Annotated in this window: 14 protein-coding genes and 1 pseudogene; 6 read left to right on the top strand and 9 right to left on the bottom strand. The window is 71.7% G+C overall.

Annotated elements, in window-relative coordinates; translation table 11 throughout:
* Positions 1-440 precede the first annotated feature (440 nt).
* Positions 441-1907, top strand: a complete 1467-nt coding sequence (locus ACF09K_RS25705) for a non-reducing end alpha-L-arabinofuranosidase family hydrolase (RefSeq protein ID WP_392247081.1) — start codon at positions 441-443, stop codon at positions 1905-1907.
* 375 nt (positions 1908-2282) lie between these two features.
* Here the strand turns inward: ACF09K_RS25705 and hutH are convergent, their stop codons facing one another.
* The 9 genes and pseudogenes from hutH to ACF09K_RS25660 form a co-directional block, all read right to left on the bottom strand.
* Positions 2283-4100, bottom strand: coding sequence for a histidine ammonia-lyase (hutH, locus tag ACF09K_RS25700; protein WP_392247079.1), 1818 nt, complete (start codon positions 4098-4100; stop codon positions 2283-2285).
* Between the two features lie 306 nt (positions 4101-4406).
* Complete coding sequence (locus ACF09K_RS25695; protein ID WP_392247077.1) at positions 4407-5840, bottom strand: DUF1254 domain-containing protein; 1434 nt, start codon at positions 5838-5840, stop codon at positions 4407-4409.
* Complete coding sequence (locus ACF09K_RS25690) at positions 5828-6082, bottom strand: hypothetical protein (RefSeq protein WP_392247075.1); 255 nt, start codon at positions 6080-6082, stop codon at positions 5828-5830. Before ACF09K_RS25690 ends, ACF09K_RS25695 begins: the two co-directional genes overlap by 13 nt.
* A 207-nt stretch (positions 6083-6289) precedes the next feature.
* Positions 6290-6715, bottom strand: coding sequence for a hypothetical protein (locus ACF09K_RS25685; protein ID WP_392247073.1), 426 nt, complete (start codon positions 6713-6715; stop codon positions 6290-6292).
* 46 nt (positions 6716-6761) lie between these two features.
* A complete protein-coding gene (locus ACF09K_RS25680) occupies positions 6762-7142 on the bottom strand; it encodes a protease inhibitor I42 family protein (protein ID WP_392247071.1) in 381 nt (126 codons plus the stop codon).
* A 142-nt stretch (positions 7143-7284) separates the two neighbouring features.
* A complete protein-coding gene (locus ACF09K_RS25675) occupies positions 7285-8868 on the bottom strand; it encodes a peptidoglycan-binding protein (protein WP_392247069.1) in 1584 nt (527 codons plus the stop codon).
* 11 nt (positions 8869-8879) lie between these two features.
* Positions 8880-9218, bottom strand: coding sequence for a hypothetical protein (locus tag ACF09K_RS25670; protein WP_392247067.1), 339 nt, complete (start codon positions 9216-9218; stop codon positions 8880-8882).
* Between the two features lie 871 nt (positions 9219-10089).
* Positions 10090-11304, bottom strand: a pseudogene (locus ACF09K_RS25665) (glycoside hydrolase family 64 protein); the annotation flags it as partial.
* A 230-nt stretch (positions 11305-11534) separates the two neighbouring features.
* A complete protein-coding gene (locus tag ACF09K_RS25660; protein WP_392247065.1) occupies positions 11535-14882 on the bottom strand; it encodes a glycosyl hydrolase in 3348 nt (1115 codons plus the stop codon).
* Between the two features lie 628 nt (positions 14883-15510).
* Here ACF09K_RS25660 and ACF09K_RS25655 point away from each other — a divergent pair.
* The 5 genes from ACF09K_RS25655 to ACF09K_RS25635 all read left to right on the top strand — a co-directional run bounded on the left by ACF09K_RS25655 (position 15511) and on the right by ACF09K_RS25635 (position 22331).
* Positions 15511-16536: a LacI family DNA-binding transcriptional regulator gene (locus ACF09K_RS25655; protein WP_392247064.1), complete on the top strand. Its 1026-nt coding sequence runs from the start codon at positions 15511-15513 to the stop codon at positions 16534-16536.
* A gap of 791 nt (positions 16537-17327) precedes the next feature.
* Positions 17328-18632 carry an extracellular solute-binding protein gene (locus ACF09K_RS25650; protein WP_392247062.1) on the top strand — a complete coding sequence of 435 codons (1305 nt, stop codon included), beginning with the start codon at positions 17328-17330 and terminating at the stop codon, positions 18630-18632.
* Positions 18633-18939: 307 nt separating this feature from the next.
* Positions 18940-19890, top strand: coding sequence for a carbohydrate ABC transporter permease (locus tag ACF09K_RS25645; protein WP_392247161.1), 951 nt, complete (start codon positions 18940-18942; stop codon positions 19888-19890).
* Entirely contained in the window at positions 19887-20792 is a 906-nt protein-coding gene (locus ACF09K_RS25640) for a carbohydrate ABC transporter permease (protein WP_392247061.1), read from the top strand. Before ACF09K_RS25645 ends, ACF09K_RS25640 begins: the two co-directional genes overlap by 4 nt.
* A gap of 126 nt (positions 20793-20918) precedes the next feature.
* Entirely contained in the window at positions 20919-22331 is a 1413-nt protein-coding gene (locus ACF09K_RS25635) for a GH1 family beta-glucosidase (RefSeq protein WP_392247059.1), read from the top strand.
* The last annotated feature ends 507 nt before the right edge of the window (positions 22332-22838 follow it).

The following is a 22838-nucleotide window of genomic DNA, read 5'->3' as shown; positions in this document are numbered from 1 at the left end:
TCGTGCATCTGTGCGTGGCTCCGTGGTGCGGCACCGTCCACACAGGACGAGTGGTGTTCGGCATTTCGCACTGAGGTCGGTTCGCCAAACAGGATGGTGCGGGGTTGACAGAAGCTCGTCAACTCTCACGACAGAAAAACTTTCCGCTTCCGATTCGAAACTTTCGATGCCGCGAAACAGCGATCGAATTTCCGAGCCGACCGGCCACACCGCACGCCACCTGCGAATTCCGGTCGGCACAAGGGCCCGTCGCGCCCGGAAGCGGGGCTTGTTTGTGGTCAGATCGGCGACAGACCTTGACCGGAGGGCCCCGCCTTCCTAGCTTGTGGCGTCACGGAGCCGGGATCTCTTCGAAACATTCGATCCCGTCCCGCCCCGGCGCAGCTGCCGCTCCGCCGTTCATCGGCGTCACCTCGTCCCCACCTCAAGGAGGCCCTCCGATGTGGCTTCGCCCCGCGTCCCCGGTCCGTCCAAGACGCTTACTCGGCGTCCTCGCGCCCCTGCTGCTGCTGGCCACCTTCCTCGGTGCCCAGCCCGCCGAGGCCGCGACCGTGGACCCCAACGCCTCGTACGTGCTGGTCAACCGCAACAGCGGCAAAGCCCTGGACGTCTACAACATGGCGACCGACGACGGCGCCCGCATCACCCAGTGGACCAGGAACGACCAGAACCAGCAGCAGTGGCAGTTCGTCGATTCCGGGGACGGCTACTACCGCGTCAAGTCCCGCCACTCGGGCAAGGTGCTGGACGTCCACAACTGGTCCACCGCGAACGGCGGCGCGATCGTCCAGTGGTCCGACCTGAACGCCACCAACCAGCAGTGGCGGCTGGCCGACAGCTCGGACGGCTACGTGCGGCTCATCTCGCGCCACAGCAACAAGGCCCTGGAGGTGCAGGGCGCCTCCACCGCCGACAGCGCGAACATCGTCCAGTACGACGACTGGAGCGGAGCCAACCAGCAGTGGCGGCTCGTCAAGGTCGGCGCCGACACCCCCGGCTCGTGCGAGCTTCCGTCGAGCTACCGCTGGGCGTCGACGGGCGCGCTGGCGCAGCCCAAGCAGGGGTGGGTCTCGCTCAAGGACTTCACCGTCGCCCCCTACAACGGCAGGCAGCTCGTCTACGCGACCACGCACGACACCGGGACGAGGTGGGGGTCGATGAACTTCGGCCTGTTCACCAACTGGTCGGAGATGGCCTCGGCCGGCCAGAACGCGATGTCCAACTCGGCCGTCGCCCCCACGCTCTTCTACTTCGCGCCGAAGAACATCTGGGTGCTCGCCTACCAGTGGGGCGGGACCGCCTTCTCCTACCGGACGTCGACCGACCCCACCAACCCGAACGGCTGGTCGTCCCAGCAGACGCTCTTCTCCGGCAGCATCTCCGGCTCCGGAACGGGCCCCATCGACCAGACCCTCATCGGTGACGGCACGAACATGTACCTGTTCTTCGCCGGCGACAACGGCAAGATCTACCGGGCCAGCATGCCGATCGGGAACTTCCCGGGCAGCTTCGGCTCGACCTCGACCGTGGTCATGAGCGACACGACGAACAACCTGTTCGAAGCCCCGCAGGTCTACAAGCTGCAGGGCCAGAACCGCTACCTCATGATCGTCGAGGCGATCGGTTCACAGGGCCGGTACTTCCGCTCGTTCACGGCCACCAGTCTGAACGGCTCCTGGACGCCCCAGGCCGCGACCGAGGGCAATCCCTTCGCCGGCAAGGCCAACAGCGGCGCCACCTGGACCAACGACATCAGCCACGGCGAACTGATCCGCGCCAACGCCGACCAGACCATGACCGTCGACCCCTGCAACCTGCAGCTGCTCTACCAGGGCCGCAGCCCCAGCTCCGGAGGTGACTACGGCCTCCTGCCCTACCGTCCGGGTCTGCTGACCCTGCAGCGCTGACAGCGCGACGAGGTCCTGCTCCGAGGGGGAGCCGGTGTGGCGGGCGCGGCGCGACGCCGGGCCCGCCACACCGCCATCGGGACGGCCCGGGCCCCCGCACCCGCCCTCGCCGTGACGGACGTTCACGGCGGCGGGCCGGGGCGTTCGTTCACGTGGGGGCCGGGGCGCGGCGGAGGGCGGCACCGTCCGGGCGGACCGGTGGTGCCGTCTTCCGCCGGTCGGGGGCTCCTCGGCCGGCCCGCGGCGCGGGGGGCCCGCCGCGGGCGTTCCACGGCGCGGGCCGGGTGCGCGCACGGGCGGGACCGCGGGTCCTCTCCCCGGGCACGCACCCGGCCGCGGCCCGGTCCGCTCGTCGCCGGCCGTGATCGCGGGGGCTCAGGCCGCCCGGCACAGTGCTTCCGGTTCGGCCCCGCGGACGGTGCGGACGGTGCGGAGAAGCGCGTCCCCCTTCACCAGCCCGATCATCTCGTTCAGGTCGGGGGACATCCAGCGGTCGTCCCCGAGGGGTGGGATGTGGCGGCGGATCTCCCGCTGGACGAGCGACGTGCCGCATCCCAGGGGAAGTCCGTGCATGGGGGCGCGGATCAGGTCGATGCCCTGCGCGGACATCATCATCTGCACCGCGAGGACGACGTCCATGCGGTCGAGGTTCTCGTGGAGGCCGCGGGCGGAGGCCATGGCCATGGTGTTGTGGTCCTCCTGCCCGGCCTTCGCCGGCCGCGACAGCACGCTCGGCGGGTGGGCCCGCACCTGCATCTCCGGTACGAGGGCGGTGGCGACGGTCTGCACCTGCACCATGCCGGAGTTCAGGCCCACGCGGCCCCCGGCGAGGTTGGCGGGCAGGCCGTAGCTCCAGGCCGGCGACATGAGCCGGGCCGACAGCTGCTCGAACAGGACGCCCACGTCGGCGATGTTGCCGTTCAGCCTGTCGATCTCGTGCGCCATCAGGTCGGCGTCGTAGTTCCCGCCCATGACGAACTCGTCGCCGCCACCGGGCCGCGGGAACACCAGGGGGTTGCTCGTGGAGGAGTTCACCTCGCGTTCGAGGACCTCGCGCTGGTCGCCGAGCGTCTCGCGCAGCGCGCCGAGGATGTGCGGCGCGGCACGCACCGAGACGGCGTCCTGCACGCGGTCGTGGGTCTCCCCGAGCCGGCGGCGCCCCGCGTCGGTCATCCATCCGCTGCCCGCGACGAGCGCGCGCAGCCGGGCCGCCACGTCGATCTCGCCGGGAACCCGGCGCTCCTGGTGGGTGCGGGCGTCCAGGGCCTGCGTCTCGGCGCGGGTGGCGTCCATGAAGAGGGCGAGGCCGCCCTCGGAGAGGTCCGCCAGTCGCTCCGCGCGCTCGAGCGCGTGGACGAAGGAGGCGGCGACGACCGCGCTGCCGCTGATGACCGGCAGGGCCTCTCCCTGTTCGAGCGTGAAGGAGGGCGCCAGGCCTGCCAGGGGCAGCAGTTGAGAGGCCGGGGCCACCTTGCCGTTGAACCGGGCCGGGGCGGCCTCGCCCAGGGCGACCAGGCCGGCCTCCGCCATCGGCTGGAGGTCGCCGATGCCGAGCGACCCGATCTGCGGCATCTCGGGGGTGACGCCGGCGTTCACCAGGTCGAGCATCCTCTCGGCGAGTTGCGGACGCACTCCCATCCGGGCCCGGGCCATCTGGTTCGCGCGGATGACCAGCGCGAGCCTGGCCACCGACGGCGGGAAGACGGGTCCGACGCCCGCCGCGTTGGACAGCAGGATGTTGCGCTGGAACCGGCGTTGCTCGGCGGGGGTGAGCGCGTGGTCCTTCAAGGGCCCCAGTGCCTGGTTCCATCCGTAGACGCGCTGGCCGGAGTTCAGGGCGCCGATCGCCTCCTCGCGGTTCTGCCGCATCCGCTCCCGGGCCCGCGGCGCCAGGCGCACGGAGAGCGCGGGGGCGTCGAGGACGGCGAACATCTGCTCGAGGGTCAGGGAGTTCCCGTCGAGGACCACGTGCAGCGTCGCGGGTCCGCCCGCGGCGGCCGGGGTCGGTGCGTGCGGCGCGGACCCGCAGCTGGTGAGGGAGAGGAGGAGCGCGCCCACGAGGGGCAGGACCAGCCGGGTACGGCGGCGTGTCGCCGGCCGCCGGCCGCGGCGCCGTCGCGGTGGCGGGCCGCACCGGCGGGCCGCGCCGGTCCTCTCCTCGTCTATGCCGGCTTTCTCCATGCTGTCCTCCACGAGAACGGGGATAGGGGGCCGTCGCGTGCCGTGCGCTCACCGGATCGGGAGTCAGCAGCCACCGAGGGGCGGGACGGGATCCGGCCACGGATCGACACACGGTGCCGGCGCCCGCGGGGCCGTTGTCGCCAGGCCACCGGTGTCGCCTCTCCGGCTACACCGTCGCACCGTGCACAAGGGCACACAATTCAGTGCGGCCATCCGGGGCGCGCGCATCGGCGCACACCGGTGATCGGGACCGGACCCGGCGCCACCACGACGCCGCGGGACGGAACCCGGCCGGCCGTCACGCCCACGGCTGCCCGCTCACGCCGGTTCGATCTCACCCGGCCGCCAGCTCTGGTCGAACCAGCTTTCGAGCGGACCGTAGAGGCGGAGGAGCATGAACCAGCCCTTGCCGGGGACGGTCCGGATCCAGTTGCCCTCCCTGCCCTCCGGCGCGGCCGGCCCGAAGTGGACGACCGTGTCGCCGTCGTCCTCGGTCCGCACGGCCTCCGAGAGGCTGTTCATGCTCGGGTACGGATGGTCGGTGCGCAGCAGTGACCGGGTCTGGGGGTCGTAGACGTTGACCGCCCAGAAGTCCTTCGCCGGGATGCCGCGCGGCAGTCTGAGCGTGTAGGCGCGCCCGCCGTCGAGCCAGGCGCCGGTGGAGTCCTCCGCCGTGTAGGCGTACTGCGAGCCGGCCCCGACGGCCGCCACCGCCATCGCCGGCGAGGTGCCCGCCCCCACGTAGTGGAACACCGCCCGGGCGTCCAGCAGCCGGGCGCCCTCCGGGGACAGGAACGCGTGGCTGCGCGAGGGCCACGGGGTCTTCCACGAGCTGCCGGGGTAGAGGTAGAAGTCGGGGTCGCGCGGCTTGAAGGCCAGCGTCCGTACGATGCCCGAGGCGATCCTGGCGGCGGTGTCGAGGACCGAGCGCATGCGGTCGTCCGGCCGGAACGGCTTGCCGTGCACGATGCCGATTGCGGCGAGCTGCCCGGCCCGCTCGGGATCGAGCGCCTCGGGCGGCTCCGCCTGGACGAGGGTGTCGATCTCCTCGAAGAACGAGAAGTCGTTGGCGTGGACGGCGTTGAAGTCCGACTCGGCGAAGTTGACGAAGCGCTGCTCGGGCGGGTCGCCCGCGGCCGAGAGGGGGTAGATCCGTGTCCGGAACAGACCCTCCGCGCCGCCCAGCGCACGCATCAGCACCCAGGAGGAGAAGGTCGCCGGCCGTGTGACGAGGTATCCGTCGGGGACGTCGCCGTCGAAGCCCGGGGGCAGGAAGAGGTACTTGCCGCCTTCTCCCTTGTCGCGTCCGGCGATGCCCATGTCGGTGACGTAGCGCTGCCACAGGTCGTTGACGAAGCACAGCGAGTCCGGCGGTGACTCGATCACGGTGGGTCCGTCCTGGTCGAGCGCCAGATAGGCCATCCCGTACGTCGTCTCGGTGTTCGCCGTGAGGATCAGCGGTGCCGAGGTGCATCGCGGAGCCGTGTAGCCGATGGTGTGGGAGTCGATGCCGAGGCTGCGCAGTCCGCGCCGCATGGCCACCATCGAGGCTCCTGGCACGCAGTTGAGGAAGGCCTCGATCCCGCGCAGCAGGTCCAGGGTGTCGTAGCTGCGGGTGACCGTGCCGGGCAGGGGCAGGCCGTCGAAGAAGTCCATCGCGCCGAAGACCGTCTCCAGCCGGTCCGGCATGCTGATCGAGGCCAGGGCCTCGGCCGACGTGCCGGGGCTGGCGGCGTCGCTCACTCGGGGCATCGCGTTCCTCCTCGTCGGGTCGTTCCGTCGGAACGGTCTTCCGGTCGTTCTTCGCGCCGGCCGTCGTCCGGCCGGACCTCTCGGCCGGTCGCGCGGTCCTGCTGTGCGCGGTCGGCGCAGGCGTACTCCTGGACGTCGTCGTGGACGACGAACGGGGCGGACCGCGCGGGACCGGGCATCTCGACGTCCACGTCGTCGTTGCGCGCCGCGAGGGCTCGGGAGGAGGCCGCCCTGTCGACCATGTGCCTCGCCCACCGCGGACCACCACCGCACCTGGGCCATCCGGAGGGTCTTCGAGTGGAGGGGCACGTGGTTCGGCCCACGGCGGGGCACGACCGGACGACGCCGGGCAAGGCCGTCACCGTGTCGTTCCTCGCCCCGGGCCGACGAGCTCGGAACGGCTCCTCGGATCACGTGCTCGGATCAGGCGTTCGGATCAGGCGTTCGGATCAGGCCTTCGGATCAGGCGCTCCGGCCCGCGCCCGGTTCAGCTGCTTCCGTTCGACGACGGTCGCGACGGCGTGCAGCCAGGTGGCCGCGGTGTCGTCGACGGCGATCCCGCCCGCGAGCTCGGCGCCGGCCCGCAGCCACTCCCGTACGAGGGCGGCCGCCTCCCGGCGGGGCAGGGGCTCGGGCAGTTCCGCGGCGCGGGCGAGTCCGCCGGCGCGCACGGTGTCGGCGAGGAAGGCGACCGAGCGCGGCTCGGTGCCGAGGCGGTCGAGGACGACGGCCGCGGCCGCGGCGCCGTCGCCGAACAGGGCGGTGCGCCGGGTGCCGGGCCCGGCGGTGAGGCCGTACCGCAGCAGGACGGTGATGTCGAGCCGGGCCAGCTCGTCGTCCGTGCGGTCCGGCGGGTGCGGGACGTCGTCGTTCATGGCGGGGCCTCGGGTGTCTCGTCTCATCTGACCGGTGCGCCGCGGCTCAGCCGACGGTGACGGTGTAGGTGATGCGCTCGGGGGCCGGGGCGGGGGTGGCCGCCCCCGTGGTCGGGGTGGCGGCGGGGCCGGTCGTCGCGGGGGGCAGGGTGGAGGTGTTGCCCTGGCAGGTGGTGAACGTGCAGTGCAGCAGCGTGAACCGGGTGGTCCCCTCGCCCGTGGCCTCGAAGGTGAAGGTGAGCCGGCCGCCGGCACCGGCCGCCGGTTCGCCGCCGGAGTCCGACGCGTGGTCCTGGCCGCGGCTGACCAGCACCGAGCTGTCGGGCTCGGGGTCGACCAGGTACCAGTGCTCGCGGGTGGAGGCGTTCTCGTCGACGGTGAGCGTGAAGCGCTCGCCCGGCTCGGCGGTGATGCTGGTGTCCCCCACCGGGTGACTCGTCGTGCGGCCCGTGGTGCCCGTGGGGTGGCTCGCGGTGCCCGTGGAGCCGCCGTCCGGTTCGCCGGCGTCCGGGCCGCAGCCCGTGGCGAGGGCGAGGAGCGCGGCCGCCGCGACCGCGGTACGGCCTCCGCTACCGCGGAAGATAGACGCTGTACGTGTTGGGGAGATCATTGTTGGAAGCCTTGCCCATGTGGCCGTTGATGAAGTCGTCCTCGCTGACCCAGGTGGTGGAGCCCCAGGGGTTGTAGATCTGGAGCATGTCACCCTCCTGGGCGATGATGGTCATGGCGTGGGCGCCCTTCTCGCCCGAGACGTCGACCGGCACCGGCCGCCCCTGCGCCACCGACTTCTCGACCTCGGTGAGGACGGCCCTGCGGTCGGCGGCGCTGTCCAGGTCCTGGCGCTCGTAGTCGGTGCCGGTGGCGCTGCCGACGGCGGTGTCGTTGATGCGCTCCTGCCCCTCGGGGCCCATGCCGCCCCAGTTCTCGCCGCCGTCGCCCTCGGTGTGCAGCCGGTGCTGTTCGGCGACCAGGCGCTGCCTGAAGGCGTCGGGGTCGTCCTGCCGGCCGTCGGGGCCGCCGGTGAGGTCGAGCGCGTAGAGGGGATCGACCATGGCGCGGGACGTGACGGTGGACGAGGCCACGCAGGTGCCCTCGGAGCCGTCGCCGCCCTGGACCCACCGCTGGCCGTTGAACGTGACGTAGTCCCTGTTGTTGTTCGCCCCGTCCGGCGCCAGGCCCTCGTCGTCCATGCTGTCCGCGGCGGTGACCACCGGAGTGAGGTGCCGGCGCAGCCAGTCGGGGTCCTTGCCGTGGATCTTGTCCTGGAACTCCCCGATCTCGGCGACGCTGTGGCCGGCGGCCAGGGCCTTCATCAGGTAGGCCCGCTCCTGCGGGCTGTCCGACCTCGCCAGCATCCGCTCCATGGCCGTCTCGTCGTCGAGGCTCAGCAGGTCCATGCGCGTCGAGGCGCGCGCCAGGTCGCCCGCCGTGAGGATCTCGTTCAGCTCGGTGTCGGCGCCCGCGACGCCGGTGTCGGCGAGCATCAGCTTGTCGACGGCGGTGAGTTCGCTGGTCTCCATCTTCCCGGCCCGCGCCTCGGCGGCCCACTTGTTCAGGTCGCGGGCCGCGACGCGGGTGGCCTCCTGCGCCTCGGAGACGGCGTCGTGCATCAGGTCGACCGCGTAGGAGCCGAGGTGGGCGGCGTTCTTGCGGTCCCACTCCTCCTCGTCGCTCTCGTGCAGGTCGTCGAAGAAACCGTCCCTGCCGCCGAGCATCCTCTTCTGCTCCAGCAGTTGTCCGCGGCCCTGTTCGTCCTTGCGCTGCGCGGCGCCGATCGCGTCGGCCAGCGTCAGCAGCACCGACGCGCCGCCCTGGAACGCCTCGCCCATCTGGGTCACGGACCGCCCGGCGGCGTTCACCACGTCGGAGGCGAGGACGCTCGTGTCGCCGACCCACACCTCGGGAAGACCCTTGCGAGCCACCCGGTCGACCTGGTCGAAGACGCCGCCGACCTGGTCGACCTGGCCGCGGTAGAGCTGTGCCAGGCCCTCCAGCAGGGCCTGGTCGCCGCCCGGTTCGGGCACCGAGAGGGCGTCGTCGATCAGGTCGAGGAGCTCGTTCTTGCTTCCGGCACCGAGTATTTTCTTGGACAGTCCGGCGAGCCACGCGAGGCGGAAGGAAGGGGAGTCGAAGGGAGAGGAGAGGAACGACACCGGCCCGTCCCTCAGTAACTCGACAGGGCCGAGGTGCGTCCGCCCTGTGCCGATGTGGCGGTGAGGCTGCCGGTGCCGCCGACGCTGACGCCGTCCACGCTCGTCCCCACCAGACCGTCGGTGCCGCGGTAGGTCTTCTTGGCCAACTGCACCTTGCCACCGAGCTCGTGCAACGCCGACGCCAGTGTCCTGGCCTCCGCCTCCCAGGCCTTGACGAACGCGTTCAGCGCCGACGCGGCGTCGTGGCCGCCGACGTCGCCGTACGAGTAGCTCGTGCGGGACTTGACGGCCGAGCTGACGCCGTCCATGTCCGTCCCGGCGTCGTCGAGTTGCCGGGCCTGCCCGGTCATACCCGACCTGACCTGGTAGCCGTCCGAGCCCACCGCGCCTCCCCCGTGTGCGTGCGATCGTGACCGCGGGCAGGCTAACACCCGCCGGATGTACGAAGATCACACCTCGCACGCCGCACACACCTCCTCCACACCGCGCGGAGGCGGAGGCGGGGCGACCCCGCCGGCCGGGTCGCCCGGCGGGGCCGGAGGAGGTGCCGGGCCGGTCGGCCGGCGTTGGTGTCGGCGATGGTGGTGAGGTCTAGAACGGGATGGTCAGGACCGAGCCCGAGTCCACCTCGAGGGAGGCCGTGCCGTCGCCGACGGCGTTCCACACCTCGACCCGGATCGTCCCCCCGGACATGTCACCGAGCGTGCCGCTCGCGGAGTGCAGCCCGGCGCGCGCCCCCTGGTACACCTCGTAGCCCGGGACCGGGTCGGTCGCGAAGTACCGGAAGGTCTCCACCCGTTCGAACGTGCCGTCACCGGTCAGGTCGTACGAGACCCGGGCCTGCTGGCCGAGACCGACGCGCGTCCCCGCGTCCGTACGGAGGGTGAAGTCCGTCGTGCGCGCGGGGTCGTGGGCGCCGAACACGTCGCGTGCCTCGTAGACGAGCGGCTCGTACGGTGTTCCGTCGTGGTTGGTCCCGTCGGCGGAGGGGACGGTGTCGGCGCTCGCGGCCGCCGCGGCCCGGGTGCTCAGTTGTCCGCCCGAGCGCAGGAAGAAGGTGTCGCCCGTGGGAGGGGGCGGCGACGTGACGGTCGGGGTGGGGCTCGGCGTCGGCGACGAGGTCGGTCCCCCGGTCCCGGTGTCGCTCGGGGACGGCGACGGCCCGTCGGTGGGGCTGGGAGTCGGGGTCGCGGTCGGAGTGGCCGTCGGGCCGGAGTCGCCCGACAGCGGGTCGAGCGTCATGTACGCGTGCTGCGGATCGCCGTCGTGGACCAGCGACTCGTGGGCGCCGACGTCGTCGAAGGCGAAGGCGTACGCCTTGCCGTCGGCCATCCGCTCGTGGATCTCGCGCGCGTAGTGGTTGGTGACCTCGTCCTGGTAGAAACCGGCCGACGACGCGTCCGGCTGCTGGGGGTTGTCCAGCAGGGTCGACCGGTTCAGGGCCGCGCACAGCGTGCGGGAGAGCGGGCCGCGCACCATGTCGTTGGGGGCGTCCAGCAGCTTGTAGCAGCCGTAGACGCTGTCGGAGTCCGGCTTGGCGAAGGACGTGGCGAGCGCCCCGGAGCCGTCGGTGAAGTTCATCCTGTCGCCCGAGACCCGGCCGTGGTACTTGAGGTCGGGCCGGTGGGAGAACGGTGTCACCGTGAGCGTCTCGGTGGAGTACTTCCGCCAGACGCGGTCGATCTGGTCGTCCAGCGAGTTCTGCAGCGGGGCGCCCGCCTCGATGCCGTGGCTCGGGGCGAGGGCGCGCAGGACGGTGCCGTCGGGGCGCCTCTGGATCAGCTTCTCCCAGCCCCCGCCCCGTTTCTCCAGCGCGTCGAAGAAGCCCGCGTACCCACCGGGTTCGAGGTGGCCGGTGGTGGCGACCGAGCCGTCGGGCCGTTGCACTCCCACGGCGTACGGGGCGGAGAACATGTCGACCTGCGTGCTGTTCAGCCACAGGCCCGAGTCGTTCAGCGTGTACTCGGACCAGTTGAAGAGGATGTCGCGGTTGGGGTCGGTCGGGTTCTGCACGGCGGGCTGCACCAGGCCGCCGGTGGCCAGCTTGAAGTCGAGTTTCTCGCCGTAGGAGAAGTAGAGCCTGCCGGAGAACTTGGGCAGCCGGATCGTCATGGACTCGCCCTCGGCCGGACCGGCGAAGGAGGCGTCGGGCGCGGGCACGGGCGGAACGGCGCCGCCCGGCCAGGGGTGGAAGACTCCGTCGGCGCCGGCCCAGCCCTGGCGTCCCGTGGCCAGTTCGGTGCCCAGGTTGTAGAGGTGGATCTGCCGGCCGGTGCCGGAGTTGTTGGTCAGGGTCAGGGCGATGGTGTCCGGCACCGCCGCCTCGGCGCGGGACACCGGACCGGCGGCGACGAGGACGGCGGTGGCCAGCACCGCCGCCGCGGCCACCGGGGCGAGGAACCGGGGACCGGGAGAGATCCGGCCCTTCGCTGTCATAGGCATGGGGGTCTCCTCATGAGGATCTCCTGACGAACGTGTGCTTGACGCACGGGGAGGGAGGGGCGCACCAGGGCGGCGTGGGGTACTGCGGAGCGGCGCCGGGTGGCACGAGGTGCCGCGGGATGACACGAGGGGGCGCAGGGCGGCACGGGGTGGCGGTCGCCGCCGGCTTTCGGCGCCCCGGCCCGGCCGGTGGGACGTGCCCACCGGCCGGGCCGGACGCCCGGTCAGGCGAAGGGGATCGTGAGGACGGAGCCGGTGCCCACCTGGAGGGTGGAGGGGCCGTTGCCCAGCGCGTTCCAGACCTCGACGCGGACGGTGCCGCCGTTCAGGTCGCCCAGGGTGCCGGAGGCGGAGTGCACTCCCTGGCGGGCGGAGGAGTAGTCCTCCCAGCCGGTGACGGGGTCGGTGGCGAAGTAGCGGAACGTCTCGACGCGGTCGAAGGTGCCGTCGCCGGTCAGGTCGTAGGAGACCCGGGCCTGCTGGGCGTAGCCGACGTTGGTGCCCGCGTCGACCTTGAAGGTGAAGGCCGTCGCGGAGCCGGTCTTCAGGGTGCCCCTGACGTTCTTGACCTCGTAGACGAGCGGGTTCTTCGGCGTTCCGTCGTTGTTGGTGCCGCCCGCGGAGGGGATGGTGTCGGAGGAGCCCGTCGCGGCCGCCGTGGTGCCGAGTTCGCCGCCGGCGCGCGGGTAGAAGGTGTCGCCGGTGACCGGCGGGGGGCCGGCGGTGGTGACGGTCACGGTGCCGCTCGCCGGGCCGACCTGGTCGGCGGTGTCGCGGGCCTTGACGCTGTAGGTGTACTCGGTGCCGGCCGTCAGACCGGTGTCCGTGTACGTCGTGCCGGTCACGGTGGCGACCTTGGCGGCGCCGCGGAAGACGTCGTAGTCCTTGACGCCCCTGTCGTCGGTCGCCGCGGCCCACGTCAGCTTCACCGAGCTGCTCGTGACGTCGCCGGCGACCGGGGTGCCGGGCGCGCCCGGAGCCTCGTCGCGCGGCGGCGGGGTGCCGGTGGTGGTGACGGTGACGGTGCCGCTGGCCGGGCCGACCTGGTTCGAGGTGTCGCGGGCCTTGACGCTGTAGGTGTACTCGGTGCCGGAGGTCAGGCCGGTGTCCGTGTACGTCGTGCCGGTCACGGTGGCGACCTTGGCGGTGCCGCGGAAGACGTCGTAGTCCTTGATGCCCTTGTCGTCGGTCGCGGCGGTCCACGTGAGCTTGACGGAGTCGTCGGTGACGTCACCGGCGACCGGGGTGCCGGGCGCGCCGGGCCTGTCGTCGCCGGGGGCGCCGCACAGGGTGCCGAGCTGGGTGTCGCCGCCCGTTCCGGAGGCGGTCGACCTCGCCGGGACGTTCAGCACGCCGCCGTCGGAGAAGAGGACCGAGCACGCCTCGGCGGTGTAGTTGTGCGCGGTGTACGTCTTGGTGCCGCTCTTGTCGAAGGCGACGGCCGTCGGGGTGTTGGCGGTGACGGTCATGTCCGGTGCGCCGACGGCGTTCATCGTGGCGACCCAGTGGTAGGTGTGGGCCTTGGTCTCGCCGGCCTCGGGAACGTAGCCGCCGTTCCACTGGTTCCAGTACTGCAGGGCGCCGGCCGGGTCGTACATCGCCTGGACCTGCCAGAAGATGTCCTTCCACTCGACGGCCGGACCGCCGTTCTCCTTCTCCATCTCGGTGACGCTGCGGCGGAGCATGGCCTTCTCGCGGGCCAGGTGCAGCGAACCTCCGGTCATGGGGAGGAAGTTGATGCCGTGGATCTCCTCGGGGTTGGCGGTCCACCAGGTGGCGTAGGCGCCGCCGCTGCTCCAGACCATGCCGACGACGTCGTGGGTGAAGTCCTCGGGGTAGACCTGCTGGTCGGCGTCGAACCAGTACTGCGCGATGGACTCCGACTCGGTCATCATCATGTAGACGCCCTGGTCGCGCAGCGCCTTGTCACCGGTGGCCGAGCCCCACATGATCAGGCCGGCGCTGAGGTTGATCGACTCCGAGGACGACTCCTGGTTGTTGCCGGCGGCGAAGGCCTCGTGGCCGGCGGCCCAGCTGTGGCCGGCGTAGGCGTCGAAGCCGCGCAGGAACGGGTACTTGGTGTCGTTCCTCGCCGGGTTGGCGGCGTCCTTGATGAGTTCCTTCACCATGCCGCCCCATTCGGAGTCGGCGGCCCACTGCGGGTCGTACTGCGCCACGATCGCGGCGGCCATCACGTAGTACGAGTAGTGGAAGTGGTGGTCGTTCAGTTCCTGGTCGCTGCCGTAGGAGGCCGGGTAGCCGATGAGGGTGCGCCAGTCCTTGTCGTAGGAGAACTCGGAGGGGCCGCCGACGGTGAACCACTCCTCCATGCGTCCCTTGATCAGGGCGAGGAGCTTGTCGCGGGCGGCGGTGTCGCCGATCTGGTCGGCGATCGGCACGAGCTGGGCGAGCTTGCCGAGGGCCTTGCCGGTCCAGTAGGTGTCGATGGCGCCGCTCAGCGGATCGCCCTGCGTCAGCACGTCGTTGATGTACGTCTTCAGCTTCGCCTTGTCCACGCCGGCGGCGCTGGGCAGCCCCGGCAGCACGCCGTTCACCTTCTGCGTCGTGGTGAACGACCTGCCCTCGCGGACCTTCATCAGGCCGCGCGAGGAGACGTAGGTGTAGTCGGTCAGCGGGTCGGAGGTGTGCAGCCACTGGTGGCGGTAGAGCGCCTGGAGGGTGCCGGTCTCGGTGCCCTCCTTCGCCTTCGTGGTCAGCGAGTAGGTCGCCGCGACCTCGCCGGCGCCCTCGCGGTACTCCCAGTCCACCGTGGAGCCGGTCACGAAGCTGAAGGCGTACTTCTTGTAGTCGGCGAGCGCGCCCTTGCTGGGCAGGACCGCCAGGGAGAAGTAGTCCTTGGTGCCGAGGTCGGCGCGGATGTCGTTGCCGGAGACGGTCCAGTCGCTGCTGCTCGGGGCGAACAGCGCGTAGTCGTGGCCGGCGATGGTGACGCCCAGGACGTTGCCCTGGTCGGCGAAGACGGTGGGCGGGGCGGCCGCCGTGATCTGCGCCGCGCCGCCGGTGCCCTCGGCGTACACGTACGGCAGGCCGTGGCCGACGGTCGCCCGCAGGGTGCGCGCGCCGTCCTTCCAGGAGGGGGTGACGGTCCAGTCGCTCCACCCGTCCGCCTTGGCGTCCGGGGAGTTGAGGCCCGCCAGGCCCAGGGTCAGGTCGGCCTTGTGGGGGAACTCGTACTGGCGGCCGCCGCCCACGATCTGGTGACCGGTCGGGTAGCCGACCTCCAGACCGCCGGAGACCGCCTTGTAGGTGAGGGGGTGGCCGTACATGTTCTCCGACCACGGATTGCTCGCGAACCGCTGGAAGACCAGCGAGGACCACCAGTCGTTGGTCGGCACGGGCTTGTCCGCCATGGCGGCCGTGACCTTCGGTTTCACCGCCTGGCCGCCGTTGTCGGACGGTCCCTGCCTCCCGGCGGGACGGACGTCGCTGTAACTGCCCTTGCCCACCTCGACGGTGGCGGCGGAGGCCACGCCGCCGCCCACGGTGACCACCAGGCCCGCGGCGGCCAGGGAGGCCGTCGACAGCAGCGCCAGGTGTCTGCGGAATCTCATGCGCAACCTTTCTGAGAGCGCTCTCAAGACGGCGTCAACCTAGGCACCTGGCAAAGAACGGTCAATACTTCGAACATGAATTGGTTCCGGCGACGCGAGCGGAGGCCGACGGCCGGGCGGGCGGCCGCGGGGCGGGGCGGGGTGACGGCGCGCGTGCCTCGGCGGGCGTAACTCCGCTGCGGGTGAAGGACGTTGAGTTTCATTGCGCCGGGTTGTGGTGCGTCAGGTTTTGGCATGTCAGGTCCCGTCGCATCGGGTTTCGGCACGTCAGGTTTCGGCACGTCAGGTCTCGCCGCACGGGGGCGTGCACCACGGAGGCGCACGCAGCCGTGACCATGCCAGGAATGCGTCCGGGCGCCCAGGCGACCGGACGCCCAGATGATCGCCACCCACCTCGCAGACCGCACGGCCTGCCGGCCGGCCGGCAGGCAAGGCCGGCCGAACCCGCGGTCCCGCCCGGGCCTGCGGGAAACCTGCCATGGCCGCTCGACGTCGGCCGACCGCGGGTCCGGGCGCACCCGTCGACCCCGGCTTGAAAGCGCTCTCATCCCGGTCCGGGGGCGTTTATCCTGTTCACCCGGAGGAGCGGCGGGCGAGCAGGCGCCGCGGGAGCAGACCAGGAGTTGCGTTGCCCGAGCAGACAGCAGTAAACCGCCCGACCCTGGAGGCTGTCGCTGCGCATGCGGGCGTGTCGCGGGCCACGGCGTCGCGCGTGGTCAACGGGGGCGCCGGGGTCCGCCAGAAGCTGGTCGACAAGGTGCGCGAGGCGGTCGACGAGCTGGGTTACGTCCCGAACCACGCGGCCCGCTCACTGGTCACCCGCCGGCACGGTGCGGTCGCCGTGATCATCGCGGAGCCGGAGTTCCGGGTGTTCTCCGACCCGTTCTTCGAGCAGCAGATCCGCGGCATCAGCCGGGAACTGACCGCCCACGACATCCAGCTGGTGCTGCTGTGGGTGGAGGGCGAGTCCGATCACGAGCGGATCGCGCGCTACCTGGCCGGGGGGCACGTCGACGGAGCGCTCGCCTTCTCCCTGCACAGCGACGACCCGTTCCCCTCGCTGATCACCCAGAGCAAGGTGCCGACGGTCTTCGGCGGCCGTCCGGGGGCGGGCTCCGGGCTGTCCGTCCCGTACGTCGACTGCGACAACCGGGGCGGCGCGCGCGAGGCCGTGCGCCACCTGGTCTCCCTGGGCCGCCACACCATCGCGCACATCGCCGGCCCACGGGACCAGACGTCCGCGCTGGACCGGATCGCCGGCTATCACGACGTGCTGATCGATCCCGATCCGGAGCTGCTGCGCGAGGGTGAGTTCACCGCGGAGAGCGGCGCCCGGGCCATGGCCGACCTGCTCGACCGGCGGCCCGACGTCGACGGCGTCTTCGTGGCCAACGACCTCATGGCCCTGGGTGCGCTGCGCGTGCTGCGCGAACGGGGTCTGCGGGTGCCGCAGGACGTGGCCGTGGTCGGGTTCGACGACATGGAGGCGGTGGTGCGCGACAGCGTCCCGGCGCTCACCACGGTGCGCCAGGACGTCGAAGGCCTGGGGAGGCTGATGGTCAAGCTGCTGATGAAGCTGCTGAACCGGCCGGCCGGCCACGTCCCCACGTCCGTGATCACGCCTACGACCCTCGTCCGGCGCGCCTCGGCGTGAGCGCCGCCTCCCGGTCGCACCCGGGAGCGTGACACCGCGGTCCCGCCCGGGCGGCCGGGAGCCGGGAGTCGCGGACCGCCGGCGTCCGCCACGCGGGTGCCGGGGCTCGTCGCACCGCCCAACGGAATCCGGGCATTCCAAGACGCCTGGTCACACCGCCACTTGCCACTTGCCGCTTGCCGCCCGCCGCCTGCTGCCCGCCGCCCGCTGCCCGCTGCCCGCTGCCCGCTGCCCGCTGCCCGCAGTCTCCGTCGCCCGGGAACGCTCCGGGCTCGTACCGTCCTCCGCCCGACGGCCCGAGGACGATCAAGGTCCGAGTCCACCGCCGCCCCATGGCCAAGAACGGTCCGAACCCGAACTCGCCTCCCTTCGAAGGCCTGAGAGCGCTCCGAACCCGAACTCGCCACCCCCCAAAGGCTTGGGAACAGCTCAGATCCGAACTCGCCCTCGTCCAAGTCCCCGAGAACGGTCCAGGCCTGATCACGCCGTGACCCGCCGCCCTCCGGAACAATCCGGTGCGGCCTGCCCCGCGTGCCACCCGCGAGGCGTTCTTCCGATCGCGGTGCCTTCCACGAGGGGTTTTCCCGGTCGCCGGCACCACGCGAACCGCCGAAGACGCCTGGGAAGACGCCCGTCGGAGCCCGTTCGGCGGCGGACACGGCGACCGGAGCACCGATCCGATCACGCCCGGAGCCTTGACGCGGCCCGTGTCGGCCGGGCAATCTCCACTCGCACTGCTGAGAGCGCTCTCAAGAGCGCTCTCAGCGCACCACGAGTCGAGGAGCCCACCCATGCCCACAGCCCGAGCCGCCAGAAAAGTCGCCGCCCGTCTGGGGGCGGTGGTCCTGACCGGGGCTCTGCTCGCCGCCTGCGGCAGTTCGTCGGACACCGACTCCGCCGACGCCGCCGACGGCAGGATCACTCTCACCGTGGACCTCTTCGGCTCCTTCGGCTACAAGGAGGCCGGGCTGTACGCCGAGTACGAGAAGCTGCACCCGAACGTCACGATCAAGCAGACGGACACCGAGGACGAGGCCGACTACTGGAAGTCGCTCCAGACCCGCCTCGCCGGCGGCGGCGGCCTCGCGGACGTGCAGGGCATCGAGGTGGGCCGGATCGCCACCGTCACCCAGCAGCAGACCGACAAGTTCGAGGACCTGAAGAAGTACGGCGCGGAGTCCCTCAAGGGGCAGTTCGCCGAGGCCAAGTGGGCCGCCGCCACCGGGAAGAGCGGCGAGGTCCTCGGCCTCGGCACCGACGTGGGACCCGAGGCCATGTGCTACCGCACCGACCTGTTCGAGAAGGCCGGCCTGCCCACCGACCGCGAGGAGCTCGCACAGCGCTGGTCCAGCTGGGACGGCTACCTGGAACTCGGCAAGAAGTACAAGGCGAAGGCATCCGGCAAGAGCGCCTGGATCGACAGCATCGGCAGTCTCTACTCGATCATGATCGGGCAGCAGAAGGAGCGCTACTACAGCGCGTCCGGAGAGCTGATCTGGGACAAGAACCCCGCCTTGCGGGAGGCCTGGGACCGCTCCGTGGGAGCGGCGAAGAACGGGCTGAGCGCCGAACTCGACCAGTGGTCGCCGCAGTGGAACCAGGCCTTCGCCGCCGGCTCCTTCGCCACCATCCCCTGCCCCGCCTGGATGCTCGGCTACATCAAGGGCCAGGCCGGTGACGCGGGCAAGGGCAAGTGGGACATCGCCAAGCTGCCCGGCGGCGCCGGCAACTGGGGCGGCTCCTACCTCGCCGTCCCCCGCGCCGCCGAGCACAAGAAGGAGGCGTACGAGCTGATCAAGTGGCTCACCGCGCCCGAGCAGCAGGTGAAGCTCTTCCGCAAGCAGGGCAACTTCCCCTCCAGCACCGGTGCCATCGACCAGGTCGCCGACGCCACGGACGCGTACTTCTCCGGCGCCCCGATCGGCAAGCTGTTCGGTGACGCGGCCAAGGCGGCGCCCGTGCAGGTCCTGGGTCTGCACGACCAGAGCATCGCCCAGCAGATCACCAACGCGCTGAGCGAGGTGGAGCGCAAGGGCACCGACCCCGAGGACGCCTGGGCGAACGCCGAGAAGGGCATCGCCAACACCCTCGGCTGAGGCCGGCCGGGGCCGCGCCCCGGCAGCCCGCCGCGCCCCGCGCACGGGCTCCCGCCTCCTCCGCCTTCCCCCCTCTCCTCCGCCTTCCCCTCCTCCACACTCCCCGTCTCCCGCCCTCCCCTTCTCCTCCGCCGCCGCTGTCCGCCTCGCTCGCGGCGGCGGAGGACCCAACGGCCGCCGTCCCCCTTCCGTTTCCGCTGTCCTCCCTCCGCCGTTCCCCTTCCGCGGTTCTCCTTCCGCGGTTCTCCCTCCGCCGTTCCCCTCCCGCCGTTCCCTTCCGAAGGCCGCCCCTGTGACCCTCTCCGCGATCGAGACCCCGGCTCCGTCGAAGCCGGCTTCCCCGCCCGCACGGCCAGGCCCCGCACGGCGCGCCTGGCAGAAACTGTCGCCGTACGCCTACATCGCGCCGTTCTTCACCCTGTTCGCCGCCTTCGGCCTCTTCCCGCTGATCTACACGGCGTTCGTGTCCCTCTACCGGGTCGAACTCCAGACACCCGGCACCATGGAGTGGCGGGGCCTGGACAACTACACCGCCCTGTTCACGGACGAGTTCTTCTGGACCTCGCTGCGCAACACGTTCACCATCGGCGTCCTGTCCACGGTGCCGCAGCTGGCCATGGCCCTCGGCCTCGCGCACCTGCTCAACTACCGGCTCCGCGGGCGGACCTTCCTGCGCACGGCGATGCTGCTGCCGTACGCGACATCCGTGGCCGCGGCCACGCTGGTCTTCGCGCAGCTCTTCGGCCGGGACTTCGGCCTCGTCAACTACGCGGCCGGACTCGTCGGCATCGGCCCGGTCGACTGGCAGACCGGGACCGTGGCCTCCCAGATCGCCGTCTCCAGCATCGTCGTCTGGCGCTGGACCGGCTACAACGCCCTGATCTACCTGGCGGGCATGCAGTCCATCCCCCAGGAGCTGTACGAGGCCGCCGAGATGGACGGGGCGTCGAAGTGGCGCCAGTTCTTCCACGTCACCCTGCCCGGACTGCGTCCGACGATCGTGTTCACCGTGATCGTCTCCACGATCGGGGCGACGCAGCTCTTCGGTGAGCCGCTGCTGTTCGAGGGATCGATCTCGGGCGGCATCTCGCACCAGTACCAGACCCTCGGCCTCTACATGTACGAGCAGGGCTGGGGCTTCTTCCACCTGGGCCGGGCCGCGGCCATCGCCTGGGTCATGTTCCTGCTCATCCTGGTGGTCGTCGGGGTCAACGCCCTGCTCGCGCACCGTCGTTCCCGCAAGGAGGCCGGACGATGACCGCACTCGCCGACCCGCCGGTCACGTCGCCGGCCCGTCACGGGCGGCCGCCGCGCCGCCGGGGCCGCGAGTCCCGCGCCGGGCGGACCCACCACGCCGGATGGCTCACCTACACGATCCTGATCGTCGCCGTCCTGGTCTCCGCGTTCCCGTTCTACTGGACCGTCGTGGCGGCCAGCCGCTCCAACGCCGACCTCGCTCAGGTCCCGCCGTCGCTCCTGCCCGGCCCCCACCTGCTGCGCAACTTCGAGGCGGTGCTGGAGGAGGCGGACATCGGCAAGGCGCTGCTGAACTCGTTCATCGTGTCCGGTTCCATCACCGTCGGCACCGTGCTGTGCTGCACGCTCGCCGGGTTCGCCTTCGCCAAGCTGCGCTTCCGCGGCCGCGGCGCGCTGCTCGCGATCACGGTGGGCACGATGATGATCCCGCCGCAGCTGGGCGTCATCCCGCTGTTCATGCTGATCGCCGAACTGCAGTGGGTGAACCAGCTCCAGGCGGTGATCCTGCCCGGCCTGGTCTCCGCGTTCGGCGTGTTCTTCATGCGCCAGTACCTGGTGCAGTCGCTGCCGGACGAGCTGATCGAGGCGGCCCGGGTCGACGGCGCGTCCACCGCCAGGATCTTCTGGTCCATCGTGGTGCCGATCGCCCGGCCCGGCATGGCCGTGCTGGGCCTGCTGACCTTCATGGCCGCGTGGAACGACTTCTTCTGGCCGATCATCGCCCTGTCCTCGTCCGAGCCGACCGTGCAGGTGGCGCTTCGCCAACTGGGCGGCGGTTACGTCCACGACCAGTCCGTGATCATGGCGGGCACGCTCCTCGGCACCCTTCCGGTGCTGCTGGTCTTCGGCCTGCTGGGCCGGCAGATCGTCGGCGGCATCATGCAGGGAGCCGTCAAGGGCTGAGCCCGGGTCCGGCTCCGGGCCCAGGTCCGGGCCCAGGTCCAGGTCCGGATCCGGGCCCCGCCCCCCTCAGCGCCGCCTCCCCGCTCCTCCCCCACCCCTCACCTTCGTCCTCGGAGCCATCAGCCCATGACCGCACCAGCCACACTCACCGGCGACACGACCGTCCTCCGGTTCCCGAACGGTTTCCGGTGGGGCACCGCCACCGCCGCCTACCAGATCGAGGGCGCCGCCGCCGAGGACGGCCGCACGCCCTCCATCTGGGACACCTTCAGCCGTACTCCGGGCAAGGTCCGCAACGGCGACACCGGCGACATAGCCGCCGACCACTACCACCGCGTGAGCGAGGACGTCGCCCTCATGCGCCGCCTCGGGGTGACCGACTACCGCTTCTCCGTCGCCTGGCCCCGCGTGCAGCCCACCGGACGCGGCCCCGCCGTCCGGAAGGGCCTCGACTTCTACCGGCGGCTCGTCGACGAGCTCCTCGACGCCGGCATCCGGCCGGTCGCCACCCTCTACCACTGGGACCTGCCCCAGGAGCTGGAGGACGCGGGCGGCTGGCCCGAGCGGGAGACCGCCCAGCGCTTCGCCGAGTACGCCGCCGTCATGGCCGGCGCCCTCGGCGACCGGGTCGGGACCTGGACGACCCTCAACGAGCCGTGGTGCGCCGCCTTCCTCGGGTACGGCAACGGCGTGCACGCCCCGGGCCGCACCAGCCCCCTCGACAGCCTGCGCGCGGCCCACCACTTCAACCTCGCCCACGGCCTCGCGGTCCGCGCGCTGCGCGACGCCCTTCCGCCCGCCGCGGAGGTGTCCCTGACGCTCAACCTCCACGCCCTGCGTCCGCTCACGCGGTCGGCCGCCGACCTGGACGCCGTCCGCCGGATCGACGCCGTCGGCAACCGGATCTTCCTCGACCCCGTCTTCCACGGGCGCCTTCCGGAGGACCTGGTCCGCGACACGGCGGCGATCACCGACTGGTCGTTCGTGAGGGACGGAGACCTCGCGGCCGCTTCGGCGCCGATCGACTCGCTCGGCATCAACTACTACTCCCCCACGGTCGTCGCCGCGGGCCGGTCGGAGTCGCCCTCGCCCTGGGCCGGTGCGGAGCGGCACGTCCGGTTCCTGCCCGCGCCGGGGCCCCGGACCGCCATGGACTGGCCCGTGGACGCCGACGGACTGCACGAGCTGCTGATCCGCCTGCGCGACGACCTGCCGGGCCTGCCGGTGATGGTCACGGAGAACGGCGCGGCGTACGACGACTACGCGGACCCGTCGGGCCGGGTCCACGATCCGGAGCGGGTCGCCTACCTGCACGGCCACCTCGCCGCCGTGCACCGGGCGATCGAGGACGGCGCCGACGTGCGGGGCTACTTCCTGTGGTCGCTGCTGGACAACTTCGAGTGGGCCCACGGCTACAGCAAGAGGTTCGGCATCGTGCACGTCGACTTCGCCACCCAGCGGCGCACGCTCAAGGAGAGCGCGGGCTGGTACGCGAACGTCATCGCCCGCCACGGGGTCGAGACCCCGCGGAACGGGTGACCGCGCGGAACGGGTGACCGCGCGGAACGGGTGACCGCGCGGGACGGGTGACCGCGCGGGACGGGTGAGCCCAGGGCGCTGACCCCACGGGACGGGTGGCCGCGCGGCCGGGGTGGCCCGGCCCCGTACCCCTCGTGGTCCCGGCACGGACGTCGCCGCGCGCTCGGGCCGGTCGTCGCCGCGCGCTCGGGCCGGTGTCCTGACCCGCAGCACGGGACAGGTCTCCCGGAGTCCGGCGAGCGTCGTCTCCGGCCGGGCCAGGAACTCGGCCCGGCCGGAGACCCGGCCCGGCCGAAGACCCGGCCCGGCCGAAGACCCGGCCCGCCCGAAGACCCGGCCCATCCCCCGCCGGAGGCTCGGTGCGCCCGCCCGGAGCCCCGGCCCGTCCGCCCGGAGGGTTCACCGCCGCCACCGGACCGATCCCCGGCAGCGAGTTCACAGCCAGTTGACGACGTCAACGCATGGTTGGGCTATCGTTCTCGTCACAGGGGACGGGATACGCTCGCT

Origin of the sequence: Streptomyces sp. NPDC014882 (assembly GCF_043081325.1) — a bacterium.
Lineage (GTDB): Bacteria > Actinomycetota > Actinomycetes > Streptomycetales > Streptomycetaceae > Streptomyces.
This window is presented reverse-complemented; position numbering and strand designations above follow the sequence as displayed.

Bases quoted from the DNA above. Each gene is read 5' to 3' on its own strand.
- ACF09K_RS25705 (WP_392247081.1), top strand. From the start codon at position 441: ATGTGGCTTCGCCCCGCGTCCCCGGTCCGTCCAAGACGCTTACTCGGC.
- ACF09K_RS25695 (WP_392247077.1), bottom strand. From the start codon at position 5,840: ATGCCCCGAGTGAGCGACGCCGCCAGCCCCGGCACGTCGGCCGAGGCC.
- ACF09K_RS25690 (WP_392247075.1), bottom strand. From the start codon at position 6,082: ATGGTCGACAGGGCGGCCTCCTCCCGAGCCCTCGCGGCGCGCAACGAC.
- ACF09K_RS25685 (WP_392247073.1), bottom strand. From the start codon at position 6,715: ATGAACGACGACGTCCCGCACCCGCCGGACCGCACGGACGACGAGCTG.
- ACF09K_RS25670 (WP_392247067.1), bottom strand. From the start codon at position 9,218: ATGACCGGGCAGGCCCGGCAACTCGACGACGCCGGGACGGACATGGAC.
- ACF09K_RS25660 (WP_392247065.1), bottom strand. From the start codon at position 14,882: ATGAGATTCCGCAGACACCTGGCGCTGCTGTCGACGGCCTCCCTGGCC.
- ACF09K_RS25650 (WP_392247062.1), top strand. From the start codon at position 17,328: ATGCCCACAGCCCGAGCCGCCAGAAAAGTCGCCGCCCGTCTGGGGGCG.
- ACF09K_RS25640 (WP_392247061.1), top strand. From the start codon at position 19,887: ATGACCGCACTCGCCGACCCGCCGGTCACGTCGCCGGCCCGTCACGGG.
- ACF09K_RS25635 (WP_392247059.1), top strand. From the start codon at position 20,919: ATGACCGCACCAGCCACACTCACCGGCGACACGACCGTCCTCCGGTTC.